Source organism: Flavobacterium segetis, assembly GCF_900129575.1.
Classification (GTDB): domain Bacteria; phylum Bacteroidota; class Bacteroidia; order Flavobacteriales; family Flavobacteriaceae; genus Flavobacterium; species Flavobacterium segetis.
In genome coordinates, this window is sequence record NZ_FQWE01000004.1 from 246,914 (window position 1) to 266,816 (window position 19,903).

Below are 19,903 nucleotides of genomic sequence, written 5' to 3' on the forward strand. Positions count from 1 at the left end.
TTTTTAATTTTCATACAAAACCGTTCTGATTTTATATTAGAACGGTTTTTTTATAAGCGTTCTCAACGCTAATATCGTATTTTAAATCTATAAGAAATTACACTAAACTAGGATACAAATTAGAAGTAATTTTATTAAGTTTGTTTTAGTGAAAAGTTGCAGTCGGCTCAGTTCTTAAGCTTCAGCAGCAATTCTACGTTATTAGCTGAGTTCTACACCTATCCGAACATTCGAGTTGCGCGCACTAGAAATTCGTAGCTTCAAAGGCAATCGATCAGCTATAGGAAATAAATACCACGCTACAGGTAACAAGGGTTTGTAATTCATGCCCACGAAAGGGAGTCAAAACATTAAATTTCTTTTAGTTAAAAATACGATTTTATAAAAGTGCAATTGTTCACTACCATTCGCATGTAATATACGTGAAAAATGAACTAGATTAAAACAATATTAAGCACAGAATATAAAAAAGTCAGAAGATTTAAAATTGAACATGCCCCAATAAGTATTTAACTTTTTGGGGCATGTTTATTAAAGTAAGCGATCATTTTTTTACACTTTTTGTTCTTCTATTTTTCTATTTCTTCTTCTTTACTTTTCCTACTGAACTTATAAACTACAGGTACAATTGTTATGGCAACTAAAATTAAAACGATAACTTCAATATGTTCTTTCAAGTCAATTTGATAATTACTTAGTAAAAAACCATAGAGATAATGCCCTGCAAAAATTAATGTAAACGACCAAATAAAGGAACTTAGCACATTATAAAACATAAATTTGTTTTTATCCATAGAAACTATCCCAGCTACTATTGGAGCAAAAGTTCTAAATATTGGAAGGAAACGAGCGAAAATTATCGCTTTACCACCATAAGTCTCAAAGAAGTCTTTTGATTGCACTAGGTACTTTCTTTTGAACCAAAAACTATCTTTCTTATTATAAAGATAATAACCACTTTTTGCTCCAAACCAATACCCTACAATATTTCCTAAAATACCAGCCAACGCAACTAGAGTTGCCAACAGAAATACATTTAAAAAATCATTTTCGATGATCAATATGTTTTCTATTAACTCCCTACTATAAATACCCGCCAAGAAAAGTAAACTATCCCCCGGCAAAAAGAAACCTGCAAATAGACCAGTTTCAGCAAATACAATAAATAAAACTATGTAAATACCTAACTTAATTCCGTTAACATCAAAGTGAATATAAAAAAGCGGGTCTATTAAATCTTTCCAATCAAAACTGTTCATTATTTGCTATTTTTATGCTAAAATTAATTGCGTGTGAAAGTACTGAAAAAATTACATCATCAAGAATTTATCGAACCTTTTTAAATTTTAATTAACTATTGATTTACGTATAAATAAAGCAAGAATAAAATAGACTCAAAATTAATTTCGTTCATATAAACAACAGTGATGTAAATTATTGTAATCTTCATCCGTTGCCTTGACTTCATCTGTGTCGTGTCCTACCTTAGCAATTGCTTTTTTAACATCATTTACAGTAGTTTTTTCTTCATTGATAATTAAATTCAGTTGGTGTGTTGCGATATCCCATGTGACGGATTTAACACCAACAACTGAATACGCTGCTTTTTGAATTCGTTTTTGACATTGTTCGCAATTACCATTTACTTCCGTAGTATATTTGGCATTTTTATTCTTTTTTTCCTGTCCCTGAACTGATAAGCCAAATAAAATTGACACCACCAAAACGATTAAATTTTTCATTTTTTCTATTTTATTTTATTAATTATTTTATTTTAAAACGCAAACCAGCATAATACATTTGCCCAAAAACTGGCGCATAAACAATTGAAGCGTCAAAAGTAGGACCAAATGGATTATCATTTCCTAAAATTACATTGTTTTGTTTGTAATTTCCGATATTCTCTCCACCAAAGTATATTTCAAAAGTAGAAGAAAATGTTCTGGTAATTTGTGCATTCATCAACGAATAAGTTGGAGAAAAAGTAGGTAAGCGGTCGGTGATTGGATTTGACATTGTATTAGGTAATTGCTGCTGACCAATCCAGTTGAAAGTATAATCAAATTTCCACTGTTCTCCTTTATCTCCGATGTGAGTTTCATATTCTATATTACTAAAAAATCTGTGTTTTGCCTGCAACGGATTTTGAAAATTTCCAGAAAGATAATCAGTTTTTACATCGTAAAATTTATAGGCAGATCGCAAATTTAAATGAACTGCTAATTCATAGTTAAATTCAAACTGCATCGTATTAGCAATTGATTTTCCCTTCAAGTTATAAAATAGCGCTTTTTGCGGACTTTGCATCAAATCGACTACTGCTTGGTTTTGAAAATCAGTTCTATAAAAATCAAAACCAACATCTGCATTTTTTCCAAAGAGAAAGAACTTTTGGGCAAAACTCAATCCATAGTTCCATGCGATTTCAGGATTTAATCCATAAATCTTCCCGTTCGAATCTAAAATATCAAAAACTCTCGAACTGGCAAATAACGGTTGGTTTTCGGCAAAAATATTGGCAGAACGTTTTCCTCTACCAGCTGAAAATCTCAAAACTCCCTTTTCCCAAGGATTGTATCGCGCATGTAATCGTGGAGTTATAAATGTTCCTAATCGGTTGTGATTATCTACTCTTCCGCCAAGAATCAAGCTGAAATCGCCATCATTATCGTAAGTATACTCGAAAAAAGCACCTACAGAATTGTCAATTCTACTATAATCATTAACGTTTACAAATTCTTGGTATTTGTCATACGTGAAATTCAAACCCGCAGCAAATTTATTCATTGTATTACTAATAATCGAATTAAAAATCAAGTTTGAATAATAGCTACTTTGTTTGATATTGTACTGGTTTAAACCAAAGTACGAATTTTGATCGTGAATATTAAAAGCATTTTGGAAACCAATACTTTGATAGGGCATATCCTTAAAAACGTAACCTACTTTTGTTGAAATATCTAGACGCTCTGTATTAATTTCAGAACCCCAATAATTAGTTGTTCCACGATCTCTATTTGGATCAAAATTTAATTGTCCTGTTTGTTTCCTATCATTCATGTATCTGAAATTGATAAAACTCACCCAGCCTTTCTCGGCATTCAAATACTGCCAGCGATTTAAGATATTGACTTGCTTTGCTAACGGATTATCTAAAAATCCATCGTCATTCATATCATTTTTAGAGACCCTCGTATTACCATGCAAAAACAAGCTACTACTCCACTTTTCAGAAATTTTAGTGTTAAAATGGGTATTCAACTCAAATCTAGAATCAGTAGAACCGTAAGCGTTTAAAAAAAACGGGATGTCACTAATAGGCTTGATTAGCTCAGTGTTTATTTGACCTGAAATACTCTCGTAACCATTTACTACACTTCCCGCGCCTTTCGTAACTTGGATACTTTCGACCCAAGTTCCAGGGGTAAAAGACAAACCATAAGCTTGCGATGCCCCACGAACGGAAGGAACGTTTTCCTCAGTAATCATTAAATATGGGCTCGTTAACCCAAGCATTTTTATTTGTTTAGTTCCTGTTAATGCATCTGTAAAATTAACATCGATGGATGGATTAGTCTCAAAACTTTCAGCAAGATTGCAGCAAGCCGCTTTAAGCAATTCTTTACTTGTTATAATTGTTGTATTTCCTGTTACGGTATAGGACTTTAGAATACCTTTTCGCTTTTTAACGATTTTTACTTCCTCTAATCTTTCCTGCGCACAAACAGGAAGTGAAAGAAAAACAGCAATGAAAAGCATTGTTATTTTGTTCATTATAAAATTATTTAATGTTTTAAAAAATAGATTCTTAATCACTAGAAGTCATTAAGGTATTAAAACATTAAAATCAGGCATAAAAAATATATTGGCTATACAACTTAAAAAGTGGTGCTGCATTAGCCTCAAAGAAGTAAGAGGTAACTTTAGCAATTTTACTATCTTCTACAAAAGCAAAACCAACAATCTGTGATTCCTTAAATAAAAAAGTAAATGGAGCGTCAAATGAAAAGACTTTTAGAATAGTATTATCAGACTTTTTTTGAAAATTCACTACTTTGTCCTTGCAGCAACTTTCGTCTTCAATAGCTTTCTCTACACAACACGATTTTTTTTCTTTTTGAAGGATGGCGGTTTTTACCGAAATGGATTCAATTTCTCCTCCGCAATAATGCACATTGAAAGCAAATCCTACATTGGAAACCAAGAGTAGAAGAGCGATAAATATACTAATGCATTTTTTCAGATTCATGTTGCAAAATTAGGCAATAAACTTATTTGCAAATCTAAAAACATTGTTAAAAATCATAACTCAAATTCTTGTCCTATTAATGGAATTTTACAATCATAACCGTATTTTTCTTGAATTTTGATACGAAGTTCATCTGCAGGTTGATTTTCACCATGCACTATAAATACTTTAGTAGGTTTATTTTCTAATTGAGACAACCAGTTCAATAAATCTTTCTGATCGCCATGCGCTGAAAGACCTTGTATTTCTTGAATATTCGCATTTACAGGATAATATTGACCATAAATTTTTATTTCTTTAGCTCCGTCCAATAATTTTCTTCCGCGTGTTGCCTCCGCTTGATATCCTACTATAATTATTGTGGTCTCAGGCAAAACAATATAATGCTCGAGATAACTCAAAACTCGACCACCAGTAATCATTCCGCTGGCAGCAATCACTACTTTAGGACGAGTATCTAAAATAAGCTCGTTTGTTTCCTTGTAATCAGAAACTAATAAAAACATTTCGCTCACTTTTTCAATCTCTTCTAATGATAATTTATGCCATTTTGGATAATTACGAAAAATGTTAAGTGCACTAATTCCCATTGGCGTATCAATTATGTAGGGAATATTGGGAATTTTTTTCTCTTCCTTAAGTTGCCATAATAAATACATAATAGTTTGTGCACGCTCTACTGCAAAACTTGGAATAATCACTGTACCGCCTAAGTTAATGGTGTTATTAACATGCATTTCCAGCTCTGATTTAGTGTCGGCTTGTGGATGAAGCCGATTACCATAAGTACTTTCGAGAAAAATATAATCCGCTTTTTTAGGTTTAGTTGGTGGGTACATTAATACATCATCATCCCTACCGATATCTCCCGAAAAAACTAACGTTTTATTTTCAAGTTTTATAGTGATACTGCAAGCACCTAAAATATGTCCTGCACTAGTAAAAACGGCATCAATTTGCGCATCTAAAGGAATTGATTCGCCGACTTTGACCACTTTAAAAAGAGGAAATACTTTTTCTGCTTGTTCAATCGTATACAAAGACTCGGCGATTTCATGTTTAGAATATTTTCCTTTGTTAGCTTTTTCAGCTTCTTCCTCTTGAATTTTAGCACTATCTAAGAGAATTAGTTTCGTAATATCTTTTGTAGGACTCGTGCAATAAATTTTCCCCTTAAAACCTTGATGAACTAATCTTGGCAACCAGCCACAATGATCAAGATGACCATGAGTTAGTAAAACAAAATCGATTGTTGATGGTAAAACGGGCAACGGATCCCAATTCATTTCGCGCAATGGTTTTATTCCTTGAAATAAACCGCAATCTATCATAATACGAATTCCATTACTTTCAATTAATGTTTTAGAACCAGTTACAGTTCCTGCTGCACCTAAAAATTTAATTTTCATTTGATTGATTTTATTTAAATAAGTTACTACTTTAATTAGTCGGGTTTAATTATTCAAAACACCAGTTCGAGCGTTTTTTTGTAGAGTAAAACGGTAAAAAAATGTATCGAGAACCGTTTTTAATGAAATTTTTCTTGTTCTTGATACATTTTTCTATCGAAAAATACTCGAACTGACGAAAAATCACCATCAAAAACTGGTTACACCTAAAGGATTACTTTTTCATTTAAATATAACTACATAACTCGGAAGCTTCTCTTAAAACGTTTTTTATACGATTAGGACTTATTCCTATTTTTTCTAAAAAATCGGGGTTATTAATGATCTCTTTTACTAAAATTATATCTAAGATTAATAATTTATCTTTTTCAGCCAACGCTAAGGTTGTTAAACAAGTAATAGGATACAGTCCATTACTATCATTCTTAGTTTTTAAATTATCTTTTGGTGGATAATTCCAACTTAGCAAATTTAAACCCGTACATTTCGCAAAATCGACGGCATCCGATGTGAATCGATTATTGGTAACGATCCAACAGTGAGAAATTGAATCGCTATCAGTAAAAATGCGATGCTTTTTATCTTTGAGATCATTAAAACGAGAAAGAATGTACATTGGAACTTTCACATCAGAAGCAGCTTCCCTACCCATGTGAAATTTGCACTCGACCATAGCGATACGATCATTTTTTTTAACTAAAACATCTACTTCGTGTGTAACACACTTTCCAGACAAATTTCGATTAGTCATAGTTTTATAATTTTCTGATGCAAAAAGCCTTGCTGTATATTTTTCAAAGAAAAAGCCAGCAGGACCTAACAAGCGAATTGCTTCCCTCAAATTATAACGAGCCGCGTGGGAATTTGCTATTTTTTTGAGTAATGAGAAAGCCATTTTATATATTTGCTTTGTTGTTATACCTTCATAAATCTCACCTTCAATTTGTTTCATTATGCCGTCTACCACTTTAGAACTTGCTCCAGATTTTAAAAGTGAAATTTTTAGTTTGACCGGATTAAACTCGACAATAAGCCCTGAATGTTTTACGACCTTCATATCTTTAAGAATTTGATAATAAGAGAATTACTCCTACTAAAGGTACATAATAAAAGATAACTATTTTTGTTTTTGATAATAAAATCCTGCGACAAATAGTAACAAAAAAATAGGTTGAATGAGAAACCTACGAATATAAAATAAGATCCAATTATGATTTTCAACTGTAAAAAAAACAATATAAAAAAAAGCAGTTGTAAAAATCACGAAGAAGAAACAGTATAATAAAAAACTAAATTTAACCATTTTGACATCTGCAAAAAGAACATGTATAACAGCAAGAGAAATAAAAGTGTTTAAAGTATACCGCAAAAGCAATCCCAAAAACAGTTGTAAAGAGTTAATGTTCGGCAAAGGCATCTTTACAAAGTCCTTTTTAAAAAAGTCTAAGAACGGATCATAAAATAATTCATTTTCAAATACGCGTACAAGTACTAATAAAGAAATTAGCAAGAATAACTGAGTAATGTGAATCTTATTTTTAAGTATTTTTTCGAGCATATTTAGAAAATTTTCGAATCCAAAACAACCACAAAATAAAAACTACCCCATAAATAGATAAAGGAAAAAACACTTCGTGAAGAATAGATTCTTGATTTGGAAAATGGAAAATAAGCGCACTCAAGGCGGCTATTCGAATTACATTTAACACATATAAAAGAAAAGATCCGCAAAAAACAAAAAGTAAAGTTGAAACAAATTTTCCTGAAAAAGCAATGACAAACGAAATAAACAAGATTATTATACTTATGGCATTGCAACCCTCAATAATTCGAGCTACATATTTTTGATTGTAAATAACCTTCATATAAGGGCCTGAACTACTTTCCTGTATAGAAGCATCCTGGGTAAACAATCGCAAAACTTTCTCTGTGTTATTTCCAACTATTTTTGTAATCGTATCCATTTTTTGATCATCAAAATTATTAAGATAGTTTTGATACAAAAAAGTTAATAAAATATAAGTCAGGAAAAAACTAGCCAGAAAAATTAAAAAAGGTTTGTATAAAATAAAATAGTGCTTCAATATCATTATTTTAGAGGTAATTGTTTAATTTTTGGAATTACTTTAAATACTTTTGCAAAATAAAAACAAAACAATGACATTTCAAGAATTACAACCAAAAGTAACTCAAATAACTTTGCACACGAGTCTTTCCCGTGACGAAAAACTTTTAAATATTTGCCAATTGCTAAGTGAATCAATTCCCTATTACAACTGGGTTGGCTTTTATTTTGCTAATCATGATTCTAAGACTTTACATTTAGGGCCTTACGTAGGAGCAGAAACAGATCATATTGTTATCCCTTTTGGTAAAGGAATTTGCGGACAAGTGGCTGAAAGCAATACTAATTTTGTGGTTCCTGATGTTTCGGCACAAGACAATTATATTGCTTGCAGCTTTACAGTAAAATCAGAGATCGTAGTGCCGCTTTTTGTCGATGGAAAAAACATTGGACAAATTGATATCGACAGTCATGTGGTTAATCCCTTTACTGCGAAAGATGAGCGATTTTTAGAATTCGTTTGTGCAGAAATAGCTAATCTTTATTAGTGATATTTTTTTTGCTAGCCAATTAAAACATTTTATGAAACACTTTTTTGTTATTCTTATTTGATCCAATTTTCTATGTTTTAAAAAAGTTAAATTAAAAGAAAAATCTTTCTTTACTCGTTATAAAATAAAACAATCGAAACAAACTAAAAATATTATAGATTATTGAATCATTTGAGACAAAAAATGAGTCATATCGTATTAAAAATTGTCGTAAATCTGGCGTTATAGAAATGTACGGTAATTCCAAAACCGAAGTTGGATTAAGCAAAGCACAATAATGTGTCTATTATTATGAGAACGGGAATAAAAAACATGAAGCAAACTACTATAAATACCGATTACTAAGAAATGATAATAGCTAGTGCGAAAATGGTTTAAAAAAATAGATGTGAAATATTTTGAAACAAAAATTAGTTTTTCATCGATTTACAAAATAAAAAGTTTAGAATTCAGAGCGCACTCAAACTGTTGTTGATAAAAATGGATGTTTTGAAGACAAAACTAAAGATCGGTTTAACCCAAGAAATATATAAAAGCGGTACAAAGATGGAACTTAGAAAGCAAAATACAACAAGAAACTTTCATAAAGAGAAGAATCCGAAAAAGTGGGATTTGTTTCTGGCGTAAATGCGGATGGAGAAGGTGAAGAATAAAAAATATAACCATTTCAAAAACAGATCAAATCCCTGAAATAGTATTGCAGGTTTTTATAATCATTTTTGAAAAATCTCTATAGGTCTAAAAGGGTATTAAAACTTAAAAGAAGTTGGTGCAAGTAGATTTGATGTTGATAGAGACGAAAAAATCATAGAACTAAGGATCATAAAATCAGTAAATAAAATATTAAATCAAGAGGCAATTAGAGTAATTATTAGTTTTGATAAATTGAAATCCACTTAACAAAGGGGTCAACAAGTAAGACTACTTCTATACAATCCCGCTCACATTACTTGGACGTCAATAAAAAGAATCTAGTTTCACAATATTTATCATTAAATAACTTCTATTTCGAAAATAAATACTACTTTTGCAACCGTCTTACAATAGCTGTATGACATACATAAAAATCATTAAACAAATATTGGAATGTATTTAACTAAAGAGATTAAAGAAGAGATCTTCGCTAAACACGGAGAAAAAACAAACACTGGAAAATCAGAAGCTCAAATAGCTTTGTTCACTTTCAGAATCAGTCACTTAACGGAACACTTGAAAAAAAATCGTCATGATTACAATACAGAGCGTTCATTAGTATTGCTAGTAGGTAAAAGAAGATCATTGTTAGATTACTTGAAAAAGACAGAAATTAACAGATATCGTGAAATTATCAAAGTATTGAATATCAGAAAATAATCAATAGAAAAAGAGGTGCGCAAGTACCTCTTTTTTATTTTACAGTTTTGAGTCAAAAATACTGTTGCAATCCTGTCACAAAAGGGATTAAAATAAAGACTCCGTTATAAAGTTATCATACAACGGTATTGATATATAAAAAAGTTCGGTTTTTCATTGGGTTTTAGGCATTAACTACGCAAAACAACAACTACAACACAACTAGAACCCATGTTTAACTAATAAATTAAATTTATGATTCCACAATTATTTGTAGAAAGTATCGATTTAGGTGATGGAAGAAACATCACAATCGAGACAGGTCGTTTAGCGAAACAAGCTGATGGATCTGTAGTAGTAAGAATTGGTAAGACTGTAATCTTAGGAACAGTTGTATCGTCAAGAAAAGCAAGTCCTGGTATTGATTTTTTACCACTTACGGTAGATTATCGTGAGAAATTTGCAGCAGCAGGACGTTTTCCAGGTGGTTTCTTCAAGAGAGAAGCACGTCCAAGTGATAATGAAGTATTAACAATGAGATTAGTTGACCGTGTTTTACGTCCGCTTTTTCCAGATGATTACCATGCAGAAGTGCAAGTAATGATTCAGTTAATGTCTCATGACGATGATGTAATGCCAGATGCACTAGCAGGTTTAGCAGCATCAGCAGCACTTGCATTGTCTGACATTCCTTTTGAAACTTTGATTTCTGAAGCTAGAGTTGGTCGCATTGATGGAAAATTCATCATTAACCCATCTCGTGCTCAATTAGCATTATCTGATATTGATATGATGATTGGTGCTTCTATGGATTCTATCGCAATGGTAGAAGGCGAAATGAAAGAAATTTCAGAAGCTGAAATGTTAGAAGCAATTAAATTTGCACACGAACATATCAAAAACCAAATTTCGGCTCAGTTACGTTTGCAAGCTGCTTTTGGAAAAAAAGAAGTACGTACGTACGAAGGAGAAAGAGAAGATGAAGCTATTTACGCTAAAGTAAAAGCAGCATCTTATGATAAAATATACGCGATTGCAAGTAAAGGTTCGGCTAAACAAGAACGTTCAGCGGCTTTTGACGAAGTAAAAGAGGAAGTAAAAGCTTTGTTTACTGAAGAGGAATTAGCAGTAGATGGAGATTTAGTTTCTAAATATTTCAAAAAAACTAATAAAGAAGCAGTTCGTAACGTAACCTTAGATTTAGGTACACGTTTAGACGGAAGAAAAACTACTGAAATCAGAGACATCTGGTGCGAAGTAGATTATTTACCATCAGTACACGGATCTGCTTTGTTTACACGAGGAGAAACTCAAGCATTGGCAACAGCCACTTTAGGAACATCGAGAGAAGCAAACCAAATTGATTCACCTTCACAACAAGGAGAAGAGAAATTCTACTTGCATTATAACTTCCCTCCTTTCTCAACTGGTGAAGCACGTCCTTTAAGAGGAACTTCAAGAAGAGAAGTTGGTCACGGAAACTTAGCGCAAAGAGCGTTGAAAAATATGATTCCTGCCGATTGTCCTTACACCATTCGTGTAGTATCTGAAGTATTAGAATCTAATGGTTCTTCTTCAATGGCAACTGTTTGTGCGGGAACATTATCATTAATGGATGCTGGTATTCAAATGATTCGTCCCGTTTCTGGAATTGCAATGGGATTGATTACTGATGGAGATCGTTACGCTGTATTGTCTGACATTCTTGGTGATGAAGATCACTTAGGAGATATGGACTTTAAAGTAACTGGAACATCTGTAGGTATTACAGCTTGTCAAATGGACATCAAGATTGACGGATTGAAATATGAGATTATGGAAGCTGCTTTGGCGCAAGCTAGAGACGGTCGTTTGCATATCCTTGGAAAACTAATTGAAACTTTAGCAGCTCCGAAAGCAGATGTTAAAGCATACGCTCCAAAAATCATTACAAGAAGAATTCCTAATGCATTCATTGGTGCCTTAATCGGACCTGGTGGAAAGGTGATTCAAGAATTACAAAAAACTACTGGAACAACTATTGTAATCAATGAAGACCCAATTACGGAAGAGGGTGTTATTGAAATTTTAGGAACTGATCCTGCAGGAATTGAAGCAGTATTGGCTAAAATTAAGTCAATCACTTTCAAACCACAAATGAATGAGTCTTATGAAGTGAAAGTAATCAAAATGTTAGATTTTGGCGCGGTTGTAGAATATACTTCAGCTCCAGGAAACGAAGTTTTGTTACACGTATCTGAGCTAGCTTGGGAACGCACAGAAAATGTTGCCGATGTTGTCAATATGGGTGATGTTTTCCAAGTGAAATATCTAGGTATGGATTCTAAGACTAGAAAAGAAAAAGTGTCCAGAAAAGCACTTTTGCCAAGACCTCCACGTGAGGAAAGAAAAGAGTAATCAGATCTTAAGTTTACTAAAGGTTTATTTATAGAAAACCCCAATTCATTAGTTTGAATTGGGGTTTTCGTTTATGCACAAAACTGCATGATAATTTATTATATTTACTATTCAAAACTGCATTAACATGACAGAAGAAACTGCCTTGAAATTATTTGAAGAAAAACAAATACGTTCAATTTGGAATGAAGAAGATGAAAAATGGTATTTTTCTATCGTGGATGTTGTGGAAATACTCACGGAAAGCCCCAACTCAAGAAAATATTGGAGTGTGTTGAAAACCCGTTTAAAAAAAGAAGGAAGTCAGTTGGCTACAAATTGTAGTCAACTGAAATTACAGTCTTCTGATGGAAAGTTTTACAAAACTGATGTTGCTGACACAGAACAGCTTTTTCGCTTGATTCAATCCATTCCATCTCCTAAAGCAGAACCATTTAAACTTTGGCTAGCAAAAATTGGAAGCGAAAGATTAGACGAAATGCAAGACCCTGAACTTTCAATAGATCGTGCTTTAGAGTATTACCTACAATTGGGATATTCTGAAAACTGGATTAACCAACGCTTAAAAAGTATAGAAATTCGAAAAGAATTAACAGACGAATGGAAAAGTAAAGGATTAAAAGAAGGAACTCAATTTGCAATTCTTACTGATATTATCACCAAAGCTTGGTCAGATAAAACAACCAAAGAATATAAAATCCTTAAAGGTTTGAAAAAAGAGAATCTTCGTGATAATATGACCAACACTGAATTGATCTTAAACATGCTAGCCGAAGCATCCACCAAGGATATTTCGCAAGCTGTAAATCCAGAAACTTTTGGCGAGAGCAAAAAAGTAGCCCAACAGGGAGGCAATGTCGCTAAAGTAGCTTTGAAAGAATTAGAATCTAGAACAGGTAAAAAAGTAGTAAGTAATTTATCTGTTAAAAAACGCTCAGAAAATACTGGACTTAAAGAGGAGAATGAGTAATTAGATCTCAGTTTACTGATGGTTTTTTATAGAAAACCCCATTTCGTTCATTTGAATTAGGGTTTTCGTGTTAACAAAGATTCATTATATTTGGTATTCAAAACCGATAAAGCATGTTTAGCAAAGAACTCAAGAAAGCGATACAAGAATTACCAAGTGGTGAGAAAGACAAATTAATTTTTAGACTTTTAAGAAGAGATTTAGATTTAGCTAACCGATTGCATTTTGAATTAGTTGATGTGGAAACGGTGGAAGATAAAAGAGCAGCATTTGAATTAGAAATGTTACGAAAAATCAATCATTTTAGTGAGCGATTTTATTCTGTTGGGTATCTACTTCAGGACACACGGTTTTTAAGTGGCGAAATCACATATCACGTAAAAATTACCAAAGACAAATTTGGCGAAATAAGTTTAAATCTTAGAATGTTGAACCAACTCTTAACAATCAATAATAAAAGAATAGAGTCCACGACCTATTCTAAAGCGTACACTTTGTGCATTTATGTTATTGCTCGTGCTTTTAAAATTTTAATTCTAATAAAATCGATTGATGAAGATTATTTCTTAGATTTCAAGGAAGATCTATCAGTTTTAGGAGAATTAATTGGACAAAATCCTATGCTAATGCGAACTGCTATAAATAATGGTCTAGATGTAAACTGGCTAATTTCTGCAGAAATTCCTGAAAATATTGTAGCAATACATAAAGAGATTAGAGCGAATGGTTTTTTGAAATAGAAAAGAATTACATTAAATCTTGTATATTTTTTGAGAAATTTTCTAAGAATTAAAATTTTCTCGTTTTTCTATAAACCGCGTTAGGGATAGAAGTGGAGCTCTTTTTTTAAGACCCGATTTTTAGGGTCTTAAAAAAAAGCGGGAACGAATAGCCCGATTCGCCGCGGCGAAAACGCCCAAAAATCTTTAAAAAAATTATTTTCAAATTATTGTAACTTTTTTGCAACTCCATACGTATAACTATTTGTACACTTAAAAATTGAGGAGACAAAAACATGAGACAACTTAAAATCACCAAGCAGGTAACGAATCGTGAAACTGCATCATTAGACAAATATTTACAAGAAATTGGAAAAGTTGATCTTATTACAGCTGACGAAGAAGTAGAATTAGCTCAAAAAATTAAGGCTGGGGATCAAAAAGCCCTAGAAAAATTGACAAAAGCTAATTTACGTTTCGTTGTTTCGGTGGCCAAACAATACCAAAATCAAGGATTAACTCTTCCTGATTTAATTAACGAAGGAAACTTAGGATTGATTAAAGCAGCACAACGTTTTGATGAAACACGTGGTTTCAAATTCATTTCGTACGCGGTTTGGTGGATTCGTCAATCGATTCTTCAAGCTTTGGCTGAACAATCTCGTATCGTTCGTTTGCCTTTGAACAAAATTGGTTCTATCAATAAAATCAACAAAATGTACGCTTTACTAGAGCAATCTAATGAGCGTCCACCATCTGCTGAGGAAATTGCAAAAGAACTCGACATGACAGTAAATGACGTAAAAGAGTCTATGAAAAACTCTGGTCGTCACTTATCAATGGATGCACCTCTTGTTGAAGGAGAAGATTCTAACCTTTATGACGTTTTACGTTCAGGTGAATCTCCAAATCCAGACAGAGAATTAATTCATGAATCATTACGTACTGAAATTGAGCGTTCATTAGAGACACTGACTCCTAGAGAAGCTGATGTTGTTCGTTTGTACTTTGGTTTAGGTGATCAACACCCAATGACTCTTGAAGAAATTGGAGAAACTTTCGACTTAACTCGTGAGCGTGTACGTCAAATCAAGGAGAAAGCAATCCGTAGATTGAAACACACTTCAAGAAGTAAAATCCTTAAAACTTATTTAGGATAAAAATAGTATAAAGTCATAAAGTCTAAAGTTTTAAAGTCAGCGTACTTTATGACTTTAGCCTTTTAAACTTTATGACTAATAAAAGTAACAACAGTTTGATTGACTGTTCGTTTTTTGATTGATGATTGAAACCTCGGCTGATTACCGAGGTTTTATTTTTATAAGTAAAACCTCAGTCTGTTCGAGCAAAGCTCTCGGGTATCCGTGGTTTTATTTTTATAAAAAACTGGTCAGTCAAAACCTTGCTCTAGTGTTTAGCTTCGCTCTATTCCGCTTTCAATATCAAGTTTGAAGTATATTTTTTCTATCTCAATTCTTTTCACTTTTCACTTTTTACCTATATGGCGTGTCCCTTCGTAAAAACTTCGGGTCGGGCTTTTCGTTACAATCTTTTTAATTTTATTCTGCTACGCAACATAAAATAAAAAAGGATTTCCACTTCACTCCCTCACGCAAAACGGAATTAAAACTCCCGAATTGTCTTCATAAAAAAACTTTCGCAATCGTTTTAAATAACCTAATTTTGCAAAAACTACAACTTAATAATCTGATTAAATTACAGATTAAACAACAACAAAAATGAAAAATACTCTTATTGCTCCATCAGTATTGGCCGCTGATTTTGGAAACTTACAACGTGACATTGAAATGATTAACAATTCTGAAGCAGACTGGTTTCATATCGACATCATGGATGGTGTTTTTGTTCCTAATATTTCTTACGGAATGCCAGTTTTGGAAGCAATTACTAAACACGCTACTAAGACCATTGATGTACATTTGATGATCATAGATCCAGATCGTTATATCAAAACTTTTGCTGATTTAGGTGCTAATATTCTAAGCGTTCATTATGAAGCCTGTACTCACCTTCACAGAACGCTTCAAGCAATCAAAGCAGAAGGAATAAAAGCGGGAGTAGCCATAAACCCTCATACTAATATTGACCTATTAGAAGACGTAATATATGATATTGACTTGGTTTGTATTATGAGTGTAAATCCAGGTTTTGGAGGCCAATCGTTTATTGAAAACACCTATGCAAAAGTTCAAAAACTAAAAGCTTTAATCAATAGAAAAGGGGCAACAACACTAATTGAAGTTGACGGTGGTGTTACTAACAAAAATGCAAAACAACTTGTAGAAGCTGGAGCTGATGTTCTAGTAGCTGGAAGTTTTGTGTTCAAAGCCGAAAATCCAACGCAAACAATACACGATTTAAAGAAACTTATTAATTTCTAGGAAATAGCGCTGATAGCGCCATTTTTTAATTATATTATTTTTTAGTTTGCAAAATGGTTAGCTAGGACTACATTAATGTAATCGCGATTTCTAATATATTTTACTTTTGAAAGCTAAAGCCCTAGCCCAGATAGAAGCGGTATCCTTTTCCATCGCCTCCTTAGGCGAAAGAAAAGATATAGCGGATAGCTGGAATTAGCTTCTAAAATTAACAATAGATTGTAAATTACAAACTTGAATGCTTTAAGTACTAATTACGAACGAAAGTTTCAAACCTTTAAAAGGCTAGGGCATTTAAAAAAATCAGAAGCAACAAGACACAAAAAAACCGCCAATCTTACGAGAGGCGGTTTTTATTTTATTCTATAACTGCATTTTCTTTTTTATCGTAAAAATGATACTCTAAAAACGTGTAAGCGTCACGAGGTATAATTTTTACCCATTTTTTATGTTCAAAAAACCATTTTGAACGTAATGATGGAAAACCTTTAGTAAGGTATGCAGCCACAAATGGATGCACGTTCAGTACAACTTCCTTATGGTTTTTTAATGCTCTTTCTAGATCGAAATTGATTTTATCAATGATTTGAATTGGCGCTTCAATCTCGCCACTTTCATTATTAGGATCTTCTTCTCTAGTTTTAATATTTACTTCTGGTCTTACTCTTTGTCTTGTTATCTGGACTAAACCAAATTTACTAGGAGGTAAGATTTTGTGTTTTGCTTTATCATCACTCATTTCCTCTTTCAAGAAATCGAACAAGACTTTCCGATTTTCAGGATTGGACATATCAATAAAATCAATTACTATGATTCCACCCATATCACGTAGACGTAATTGTCTAGCGATTTCGGCAGCAGCAATCATATTGACTTCCATGGCGGTATCTTCCTGGTTGGTAGCTTTATTAGAACGGTTTCCGCTATTTACGTCTATGACGTGCAAAGCTTCAGTATGTTCAATAATAAGATAAGCCCCTTTACTCATGGATACTGTTTTTCCAAAAGAAGTTTTGATTTGTCTCTCTATGTTGTATTTCTCAAAAATAGGTGTGTCTTTTGATTGATAAAATTTAACAATTGACTGTTTGGATGGTGCAATTTCTTGCAAGTAATCCTTTGTTTGGTTGTACAACTCTTCATCATCAATTTGAATACCGCTAAAGGTATCATTAAAAACATCTCTCAATATTGAAGAGGCTCTATTGAGCTCCCCTAACACTTTAGAAGGATGATGAGCAATTGGTAATTTTTTACACATTGCAGTCCATCTGCTGAGCAGGTTCTGCAAATCTTTTTCTAATTCTACTGTACTTTTGCCTTCGGCTACTGTGCGAACAATAACACCAAATCCTTTTGGTTTGATGGATTGTACAAGACGTTTCAAACGATCCTTTTCTTTTTTGTCTTCTATTTTTTGAGAAATAGAAACTCGGTCAGAAAACGGAACCAAAACTATAAATCTACCAGCAAGAGAAAGCTCAGCGCTTATTCTTGGTCCTTTAGTAGATATAGGTTCTTTGACTACTTGTACTAAAACAGATTGATTGGAACTCAAAACATCAGTTATGGTTCCATCTTTGTCTATTTCTTTTTCAAACTGAAAGGTTTTTAGGGAGAAATCTTTTAATTTACCTGCGCTTACAAGTTTTATGAATTTCAGTTGGGAAGCTAGATTAGGACCTAAGTCGTGATAATGTAAAAAGGCATCTTTTTCAAAGCCTACATTTACAAAAGCAGCGTTTAATCCGGCAACTGGTTTTCTGATTTTGGCAATAAATATATCACCAACTTGAAAATTGCTTTTTTCTTCTTCCTTGTGTAATTCAATTAGTTTTCCATCTTTTAATAAGGCAAAATCTACTGCTTCAGAACTAGATCTAATGATTAATTCTTTATTCATTTGTAAATTTTTATCCGAACTTTTTGGCAATAGGCATTAAACACTAAGCATAACATAACTTTTAGCTTAGATCTCATGCCTCACAGCTGAATTGTCAGGATGGATTAAACAATAATTTAACAGGTATTGGACCCGGGGAAACTTAAAGATTTGAGATTGTCGACTTTTGATTCTTGATTTCTGATTTTTTTTAATCTGAAATCTACAATCGTTAATCTTAATTCTTAAATCATTCCGTTTCGATTTCAATGAACTTTTAAAAAGAAAAAAGTAGTTAAAAACTACTTTTTCTTTTTGTGACGGTTAGCTCTCGCTCTTTTCTTACGTTTGTGCGTTGCTACCTTATGTCTCTTTCTTTTCTTACCACTTGGCATATCTTGTCGATTTTATGATTAATTAATATATTATTTTGCTTCGTTATTTATCTTAACTCCTTCTACGAAAACTTTTGCAGGTTTAAATGCTGGAATATTGTGTGCAGGAATTTTTATTGTTGTGTTTTTTGAGATATTTCTACCTGTCTTTTCAGCTCTAGTTTTCACAATAAAACTTCCAAAACCTCTTAAATATACATTGTCTCCTGTCTCTAATGAATTTTTTACTTCATTCATAAAAGTCTCTACAGTTGCCTGCACATCTCCTTTTTCAAGACCAAGTTTCTCTGAAATTTTTGCTACGATATCTGCTTTCGTCATTTTCTTTCCTATTATATTATGTTGTACTATTTTTTTGAGGTTGCAAATATAGGAATTTAAAAAACAATTATTCAAGCTAATTCATTAAATTTTAATCACATAAACTTTTACTTTTGCAGTCTAATATTTAAACATGAATTTTTCTAACTTACTGATAAAATGGTACTTACAAAACAAGCGTAATTTACCATGGCGAAACACTACTAATCCTTATCCTATTTGGCTCTCCGAAATCATGTTACAACAGACGAGAGTTGCGCAAGGAACGCCTTATTTTTTATCATTTACAACCACTTTTCCCACCGTTTTTGATTTGGCAGCAGCCAGTGAAGAACAAGTGCTAAAACTATGGCAAGGATTAGGTTATTACTCTCGTGCTCGAAATCTACATGAAACAGCTCAACATATAGCCTCTGATTTAAATGGAATATTCCCTGATAACTACAGTGACTTACTCAAATTAAAAGGAGTCGGCGAATATACCGCTGCAGCAATTGCCTCTTTCGCCTATAATGAAGTGGTTCCCGTTGTTGACGGAAATGTGTTTAGAGTATTATCACGTTATTTTGATATTGAAACCGATATTGCTCAAGCTTCCGCCAAAAAAAAGTTTACTGCTTTAGCTTTCGAATTAATACCAAAAGACAATCCTGCGCTTTTCAATCAAGCGATTATGGAATTCGGTGCTTTGCAATGCGTTCCTAAAAGTCCTAATTGTAGTATTTGTATTTTTAACGAAAGTTGCGCTGCCTTGCAAAAGAATAAAGTAGGTCAATTGCCCGTAAAGTCTAAAAAGTTAAAAGTGCGCAATCGCTACTTTAATTATATAGTTGCATCAGATGAAAATGACAACACTATAATTCAAAAACGAACTGCTAAAGGAATTTGGCATAATTTATATGAGTTTCCATTACTAGAAACAGAAAAAGAGGAAGGTTTTGATTTTGTTTCAGAACAAATACAAAATGAATATTTTAAAGAAAATAGTATTTCAAGCATATTAGAAACCAACGATAAGAGTATTGTACATAAGTTATCGCACCAGCATTTGCATATTAAGTTCTGGAAAGTCAATATAAACGGTACTATTAAGGAAGGAATAGATCAAGAGACATTACAGTCATTCCCTTTCCCGATTGTGATTCATAATTTTATTGAAAAGGAATTAAATTAAATATTTCTAAAAAAATGTATCTTTGGTATAAATACCA

Annotated in this window: 18 protein-coding genes; 8 read left to right on the forward strand and 10 right to left on the reverse strand. The window is 32.6% G+C overall.

Annotated elements, in window-relative coordinates:
* Positions 1-569 precede the first annotated feature (569 nt).
* The 8 genes from BUA99_RS07455 to xrtF all read right to left on the reverse strand — a co-directional run bounded on the left by BUA99_RS07455 (position 570) and on the right by xrtF (position 7,748).
* Complete coding sequence (locus tag BUA99_RS07455; RefSeq protein ID WP_072990287.1) at positions 570-1,259, reverse strand: DedA family protein; 690 nt, start codon at positions 1,257-1,259, stop codon at positions 570-572.
* Positions 1,260-1,400: 141 nt separating this feature from the next.
* The gene (locus BUA99_RS07460; RefSeq protein ID WP_072990290.1) at positions 1,401-1,742 is read right to left on the reverse strand and encodes a heavy-metal-associated domain-containing protein; all 342 of its coding nucleotides are present in this window, start codon (positions 1,740-1,742) and stop codon (positions 1,401-1,403) included.
* A 22-nt stretch (positions 1,743-1,764) separates the two neighbouring features.
* Entirely contained in the window at positions 1,765-3,774 is a 2,010-nt protein-coding gene (locus tag BUA99_RS07465) for a TonB-dependent receptor plug domain-containing protein (RefSeq protein WP_072990293.1), read from the reverse strand.
* Between the two features lie 73 nt (positions 3,775-3,847).
* Positions 3,848-4,249, reverse strand: coding sequence for an HYC_CC_PP family protein (locus BUA99_RS07470; protein ID WP_072990296.1), 402 nt, complete (start codon positions 4,247-4,249; stop codon positions 3,848-3,850).
* 53 nt (positions 4,250-4,302) lie between these two features.
* Positions 4,303-5,658 carry an MBL fold metallo-hydrolase RNA specificity domain-containing protein gene (locus tag BUA99_RS07475; RefSeq protein WP_072990299.1) on the reverse strand — a complete coding sequence of 452 codons (1,356 nt, stop codon included), beginning with the start codon at positions 5,656-5,658 and terminating at the stop codon, positions 4,303-4,305.
* 226 nt (positions 5,659-5,884) lie between these two features.
* The gene (locus BUA99_RS07480; RefSeq protein WP_072990302.1) at positions 5,885-6,715 is read right to left on the reverse strand and encodes a restriction endonuclease; all 831 of its coding nucleotides are present in this window, start codon (positions 6,713-6,715) and stop codon (positions 5,885-5,887) included.
* Positions 6,716-6,775: 60 nt separating this feature from the next.
* Positions 6,776-7,216, reverse strand: a complete 441-nt coding sequence (locus BUA99_RS07485) for an exosortase F system-associated membrane protein (protein ID WP_072990304.1) — start codon at positions 7,214-7,216, stop codon at positions 6,776-6,778.
* Positions 7,197-7,748: an exosortase family protein XrtF gene (xrtF, locus tag BUA99_RS07490; RefSeq protein ID WP_317045032.1), complete on the reverse strand. Its 552-nt coding sequence runs from the start codon at positions 7,746-7,748 to the stop codon at positions 7,197-7,199. Before xrtF ends, BUA99_RS07485 begins: the two co-directional genes overlap by 20 nt.
* 67 nt (positions 7,749-7,815) lie before the next feature.
* Here xrtF and BUA99_RS07495 point away from each other — a divergent pair, with 67 nt between their 5' ends.
* From BUA99_RS07495 to rpe, 7 genes are all read left to right on the forward strand, one after another.
* Positions 7,816-8,271, forward strand: a complete 456-nt coding sequence (locus tag BUA99_RS07495; RefSeq protein WP_072990307.1) for a GAF domain-containing protein — start codon at positions 7,816-7,818, stop codon at positions 8,269-8,271.
* 1,089 nt (positions 8,272-9,360) lie between these two features.
* Positions 9,361-9,627: a 30S ribosomal protein S15 gene (gene rpsO / locus BUA99_RS07500; RefSeq protein WP_066079886.1), complete on the forward strand. Its 267-nt coding sequence runs from the start codon at positions 9,361-9,363 to the stop codon at positions 9,625-9,627.
* Between the two features lie 234 nt (positions 9,628-9,861).
* A complete protein-coding gene (locus tag BUA99_RS07505; RefSeq protein ID WP_072990309.1) occupies positions 9,862-12,003 on the forward strand; it encodes a polyribonucleotide nucleotidyltransferase in 2,142 nt (713 codons plus the stop codon).
* A gap of 127 nt (positions 12,004-12,130) precedes the next feature.
* Positions 12,131-12,973, forward strand: coding sequence for a BRO-N domain-containing protein (locus tag BUA99_RS07510; RefSeq protein ID WP_072990311.1), 843 nt, complete (start codon positions 12,131-12,133; stop codon positions 12,971-12,973).
* Between the two features lie 113 nt (positions 12,974-13,086).
* Positions 13,087-13,713, forward strand: a complete 627-nt coding sequence (locus BUA99_RS07515; RefSeq protein ID WP_072990314.1) for a hypothetical protein — start codon at positions 13,087-13,089, stop codon at positions 13,711-13,713.
* 275 nt (positions 13,714-13,988) lie between these two features.
* A complete protein-coding gene (locus tag BUA99_RS07520; protein ID WP_007137700.1) occupies positions 13,989-14,852 on the forward strand; it encodes a sigma-70 family RNA polymerase sigma factor in 864 nt (287 codons plus the stop codon).
* 579 nt (positions 14,853-15,431) lie between these two features.
* Positions 15,432-16,094 (forward strand): ribulose-phosphate 3-epimerase, encoded by a 663-nt coding sequence (gene rpe, locus BUA99_RS07525; RefSeq protein WP_072990317.1) that lies wholly within the window; start codon positions 15,432-15,434, stop codon positions 16,092-16,094.
* Between the two features lie 358 nt (positions 16,095-16,452).
* Here rpe and BUA99_RS07530 read toward each other — a convergent pair whose 3' ends face one another.
* Together BUA99_RS07530 and BUA99_RS07535 are read right to left on the reverse strand one after the other, a co-directional pair.
* Positions 16,453-17,997: an Rne/Rng family ribonuclease gene (locus tag BUA99_RS07530; RefSeq protein WP_072990319.1), complete on the reverse strand. Its 1,545-nt coding sequence runs from the start codon at positions 17,995-17,997 to the stop codon at positions 16,453-16,455.
* Between the two features lie 404 nt (positions 17,998-18,401).
* Positions 18,402-18,722 carry an HU family DNA-binding protein gene (locus BUA99_RS07535; protein ID WP_262487700.1) on the reverse strand — a complete coding sequence of 107 codons (321 nt, stop codon included), beginning with the start codon at positions 18,720-18,722 and terminating at the stop codon, positions 18,402-18,404.
* 103 nt (positions 18,723-18,825) lie between these two features.
* Here BUA99_RS07535 and mutY point away from each other — a divergent pair, with 103 nt between their 5' ends.
* Positions 18,826-19,866 carry an A/G-specific adenine glycosylase gene (gene mutY / locus BUA99_RS07540; RefSeq protein WP_072990322.1) on the forward strand — a complete coding sequence of 347 codons (1,041 nt, stop codon included), beginning with the start codon at positions 18,826-18,828 and terminating at the stop codon, positions 19,864-19,866.
* The last annotated feature ends 37 nt before the right edge of the window (positions 19,867-19,903 follow it).

Coding starts and splice junctions, on each gene's coding strand:
- BUA99_RS07455 (WP_072990287.1), bottom strand. CDS start 1,259: ATGAACAGTTTTGATTGGAAAGATTTAATAGACCCGCTTTTTTATATT.
- BUA99_RS07460 (WP_072990290.1), bottom strand. CDS start 1,742: ATGAAAAATTTAATCGTTTTGGTGGTGTCAATTTTATTTGGCTTATCA.
- BUA99_RS07465 (WP_072990293.1), bottom strand. CDS start 3,774: ATGAACAAAATAACAATGCTTTTCATTGCTGTTTTTCTTTCACTTCCT.
- BUA99_RS07470 (WP_072990296.1), bottom strand. CDS start 4,249: ATGAATCTGAAAAAATGCATTAGTATATTTATCGCTCTTCTACTCTTG.
- BUA99_RS07475 (WP_072990299.1), bottom strand. CDS start 5,658: ATGAAAATTAAATTTTTAGGTGCAGCAGGAACTGTAACTGGTTCTAAA.
- BUA99_RS07480 (WP_072990302.1), bottom strand. CDS start 6,715: ATGAAGGTCGTAAAACATTCAGGGCTTATTGTCGAGTTTAATCCGGTC.
- BUA99_RS07485 (WP_072990304.1), bottom strand. CDS start 7,216: ATGCTCGAAAAAATACTTAAAAATAAGATTCACATTACTCAGTTATTC.
- xrtF (WP_317045032.1), bottom strand. CDS start 7,748: ATGATATTGAAGCACTATTTTATTTTATACAAACCTTTTTTAATTTTT.
- BUA99_RS07495 (WP_072990307.1), top strand. CDS start 7,816: ATGACATTTCAAGAATTACAACCAAAAGTAACTCAAATAACTTTGCAC.
- rpsO (WP_066079886.1), top strand. CDS start 9,361: ATGTATTTAACTAAAGAGATTAAAGAAGAGATCTTCGCTAAACACGGA.
- BUA99_RS07505 (WP_072990309.1), top strand. CDS start 9,862: ATGATTCCACAATTATTTGTAGAAAGTATCGATTTAGGTGATGGAAGA.
- BUA99_RS07510 (WP_072990311.1), top strand. CDS start 12,131: ATGACAGAAGAAACTGCCTTGAAATTATTTGAAGAAAAACAAATACGT.
- BUA99_RS07515 (WP_072990314.1), top strand. CDS start 13,087: ATGTTTAGCAAAGAACTCAAGAAAGCGATACAAGAATTACCAAGTGGT.
- BUA99_RS07520 (WP_007137700.1), top strand. CDS start 13,989: ATGAGACAACTTAAAATCACCAAGCAGGTAACGAATCGTGAAACTGCA.
- rpe (WP_072990317.1), top strand. CDS start 15,432: ATGAAAAATACTCTTATTGCTCCATCAGTATTGGCCGCTGATTTTGGA.
- BUA99_RS07530 (WP_072990319.1), bottom strand. CDS start 17,997: ATGAATAAAGAATTAATCATTAGATCTAGTTCTGAAGCAGTAGATTTT.
- mutY (WP_072990322.1), top strand. CDS start 18,826: ATGAATTTTTCTAACTTACTGATAAAATGGTACTTACAAAACAAGCGT.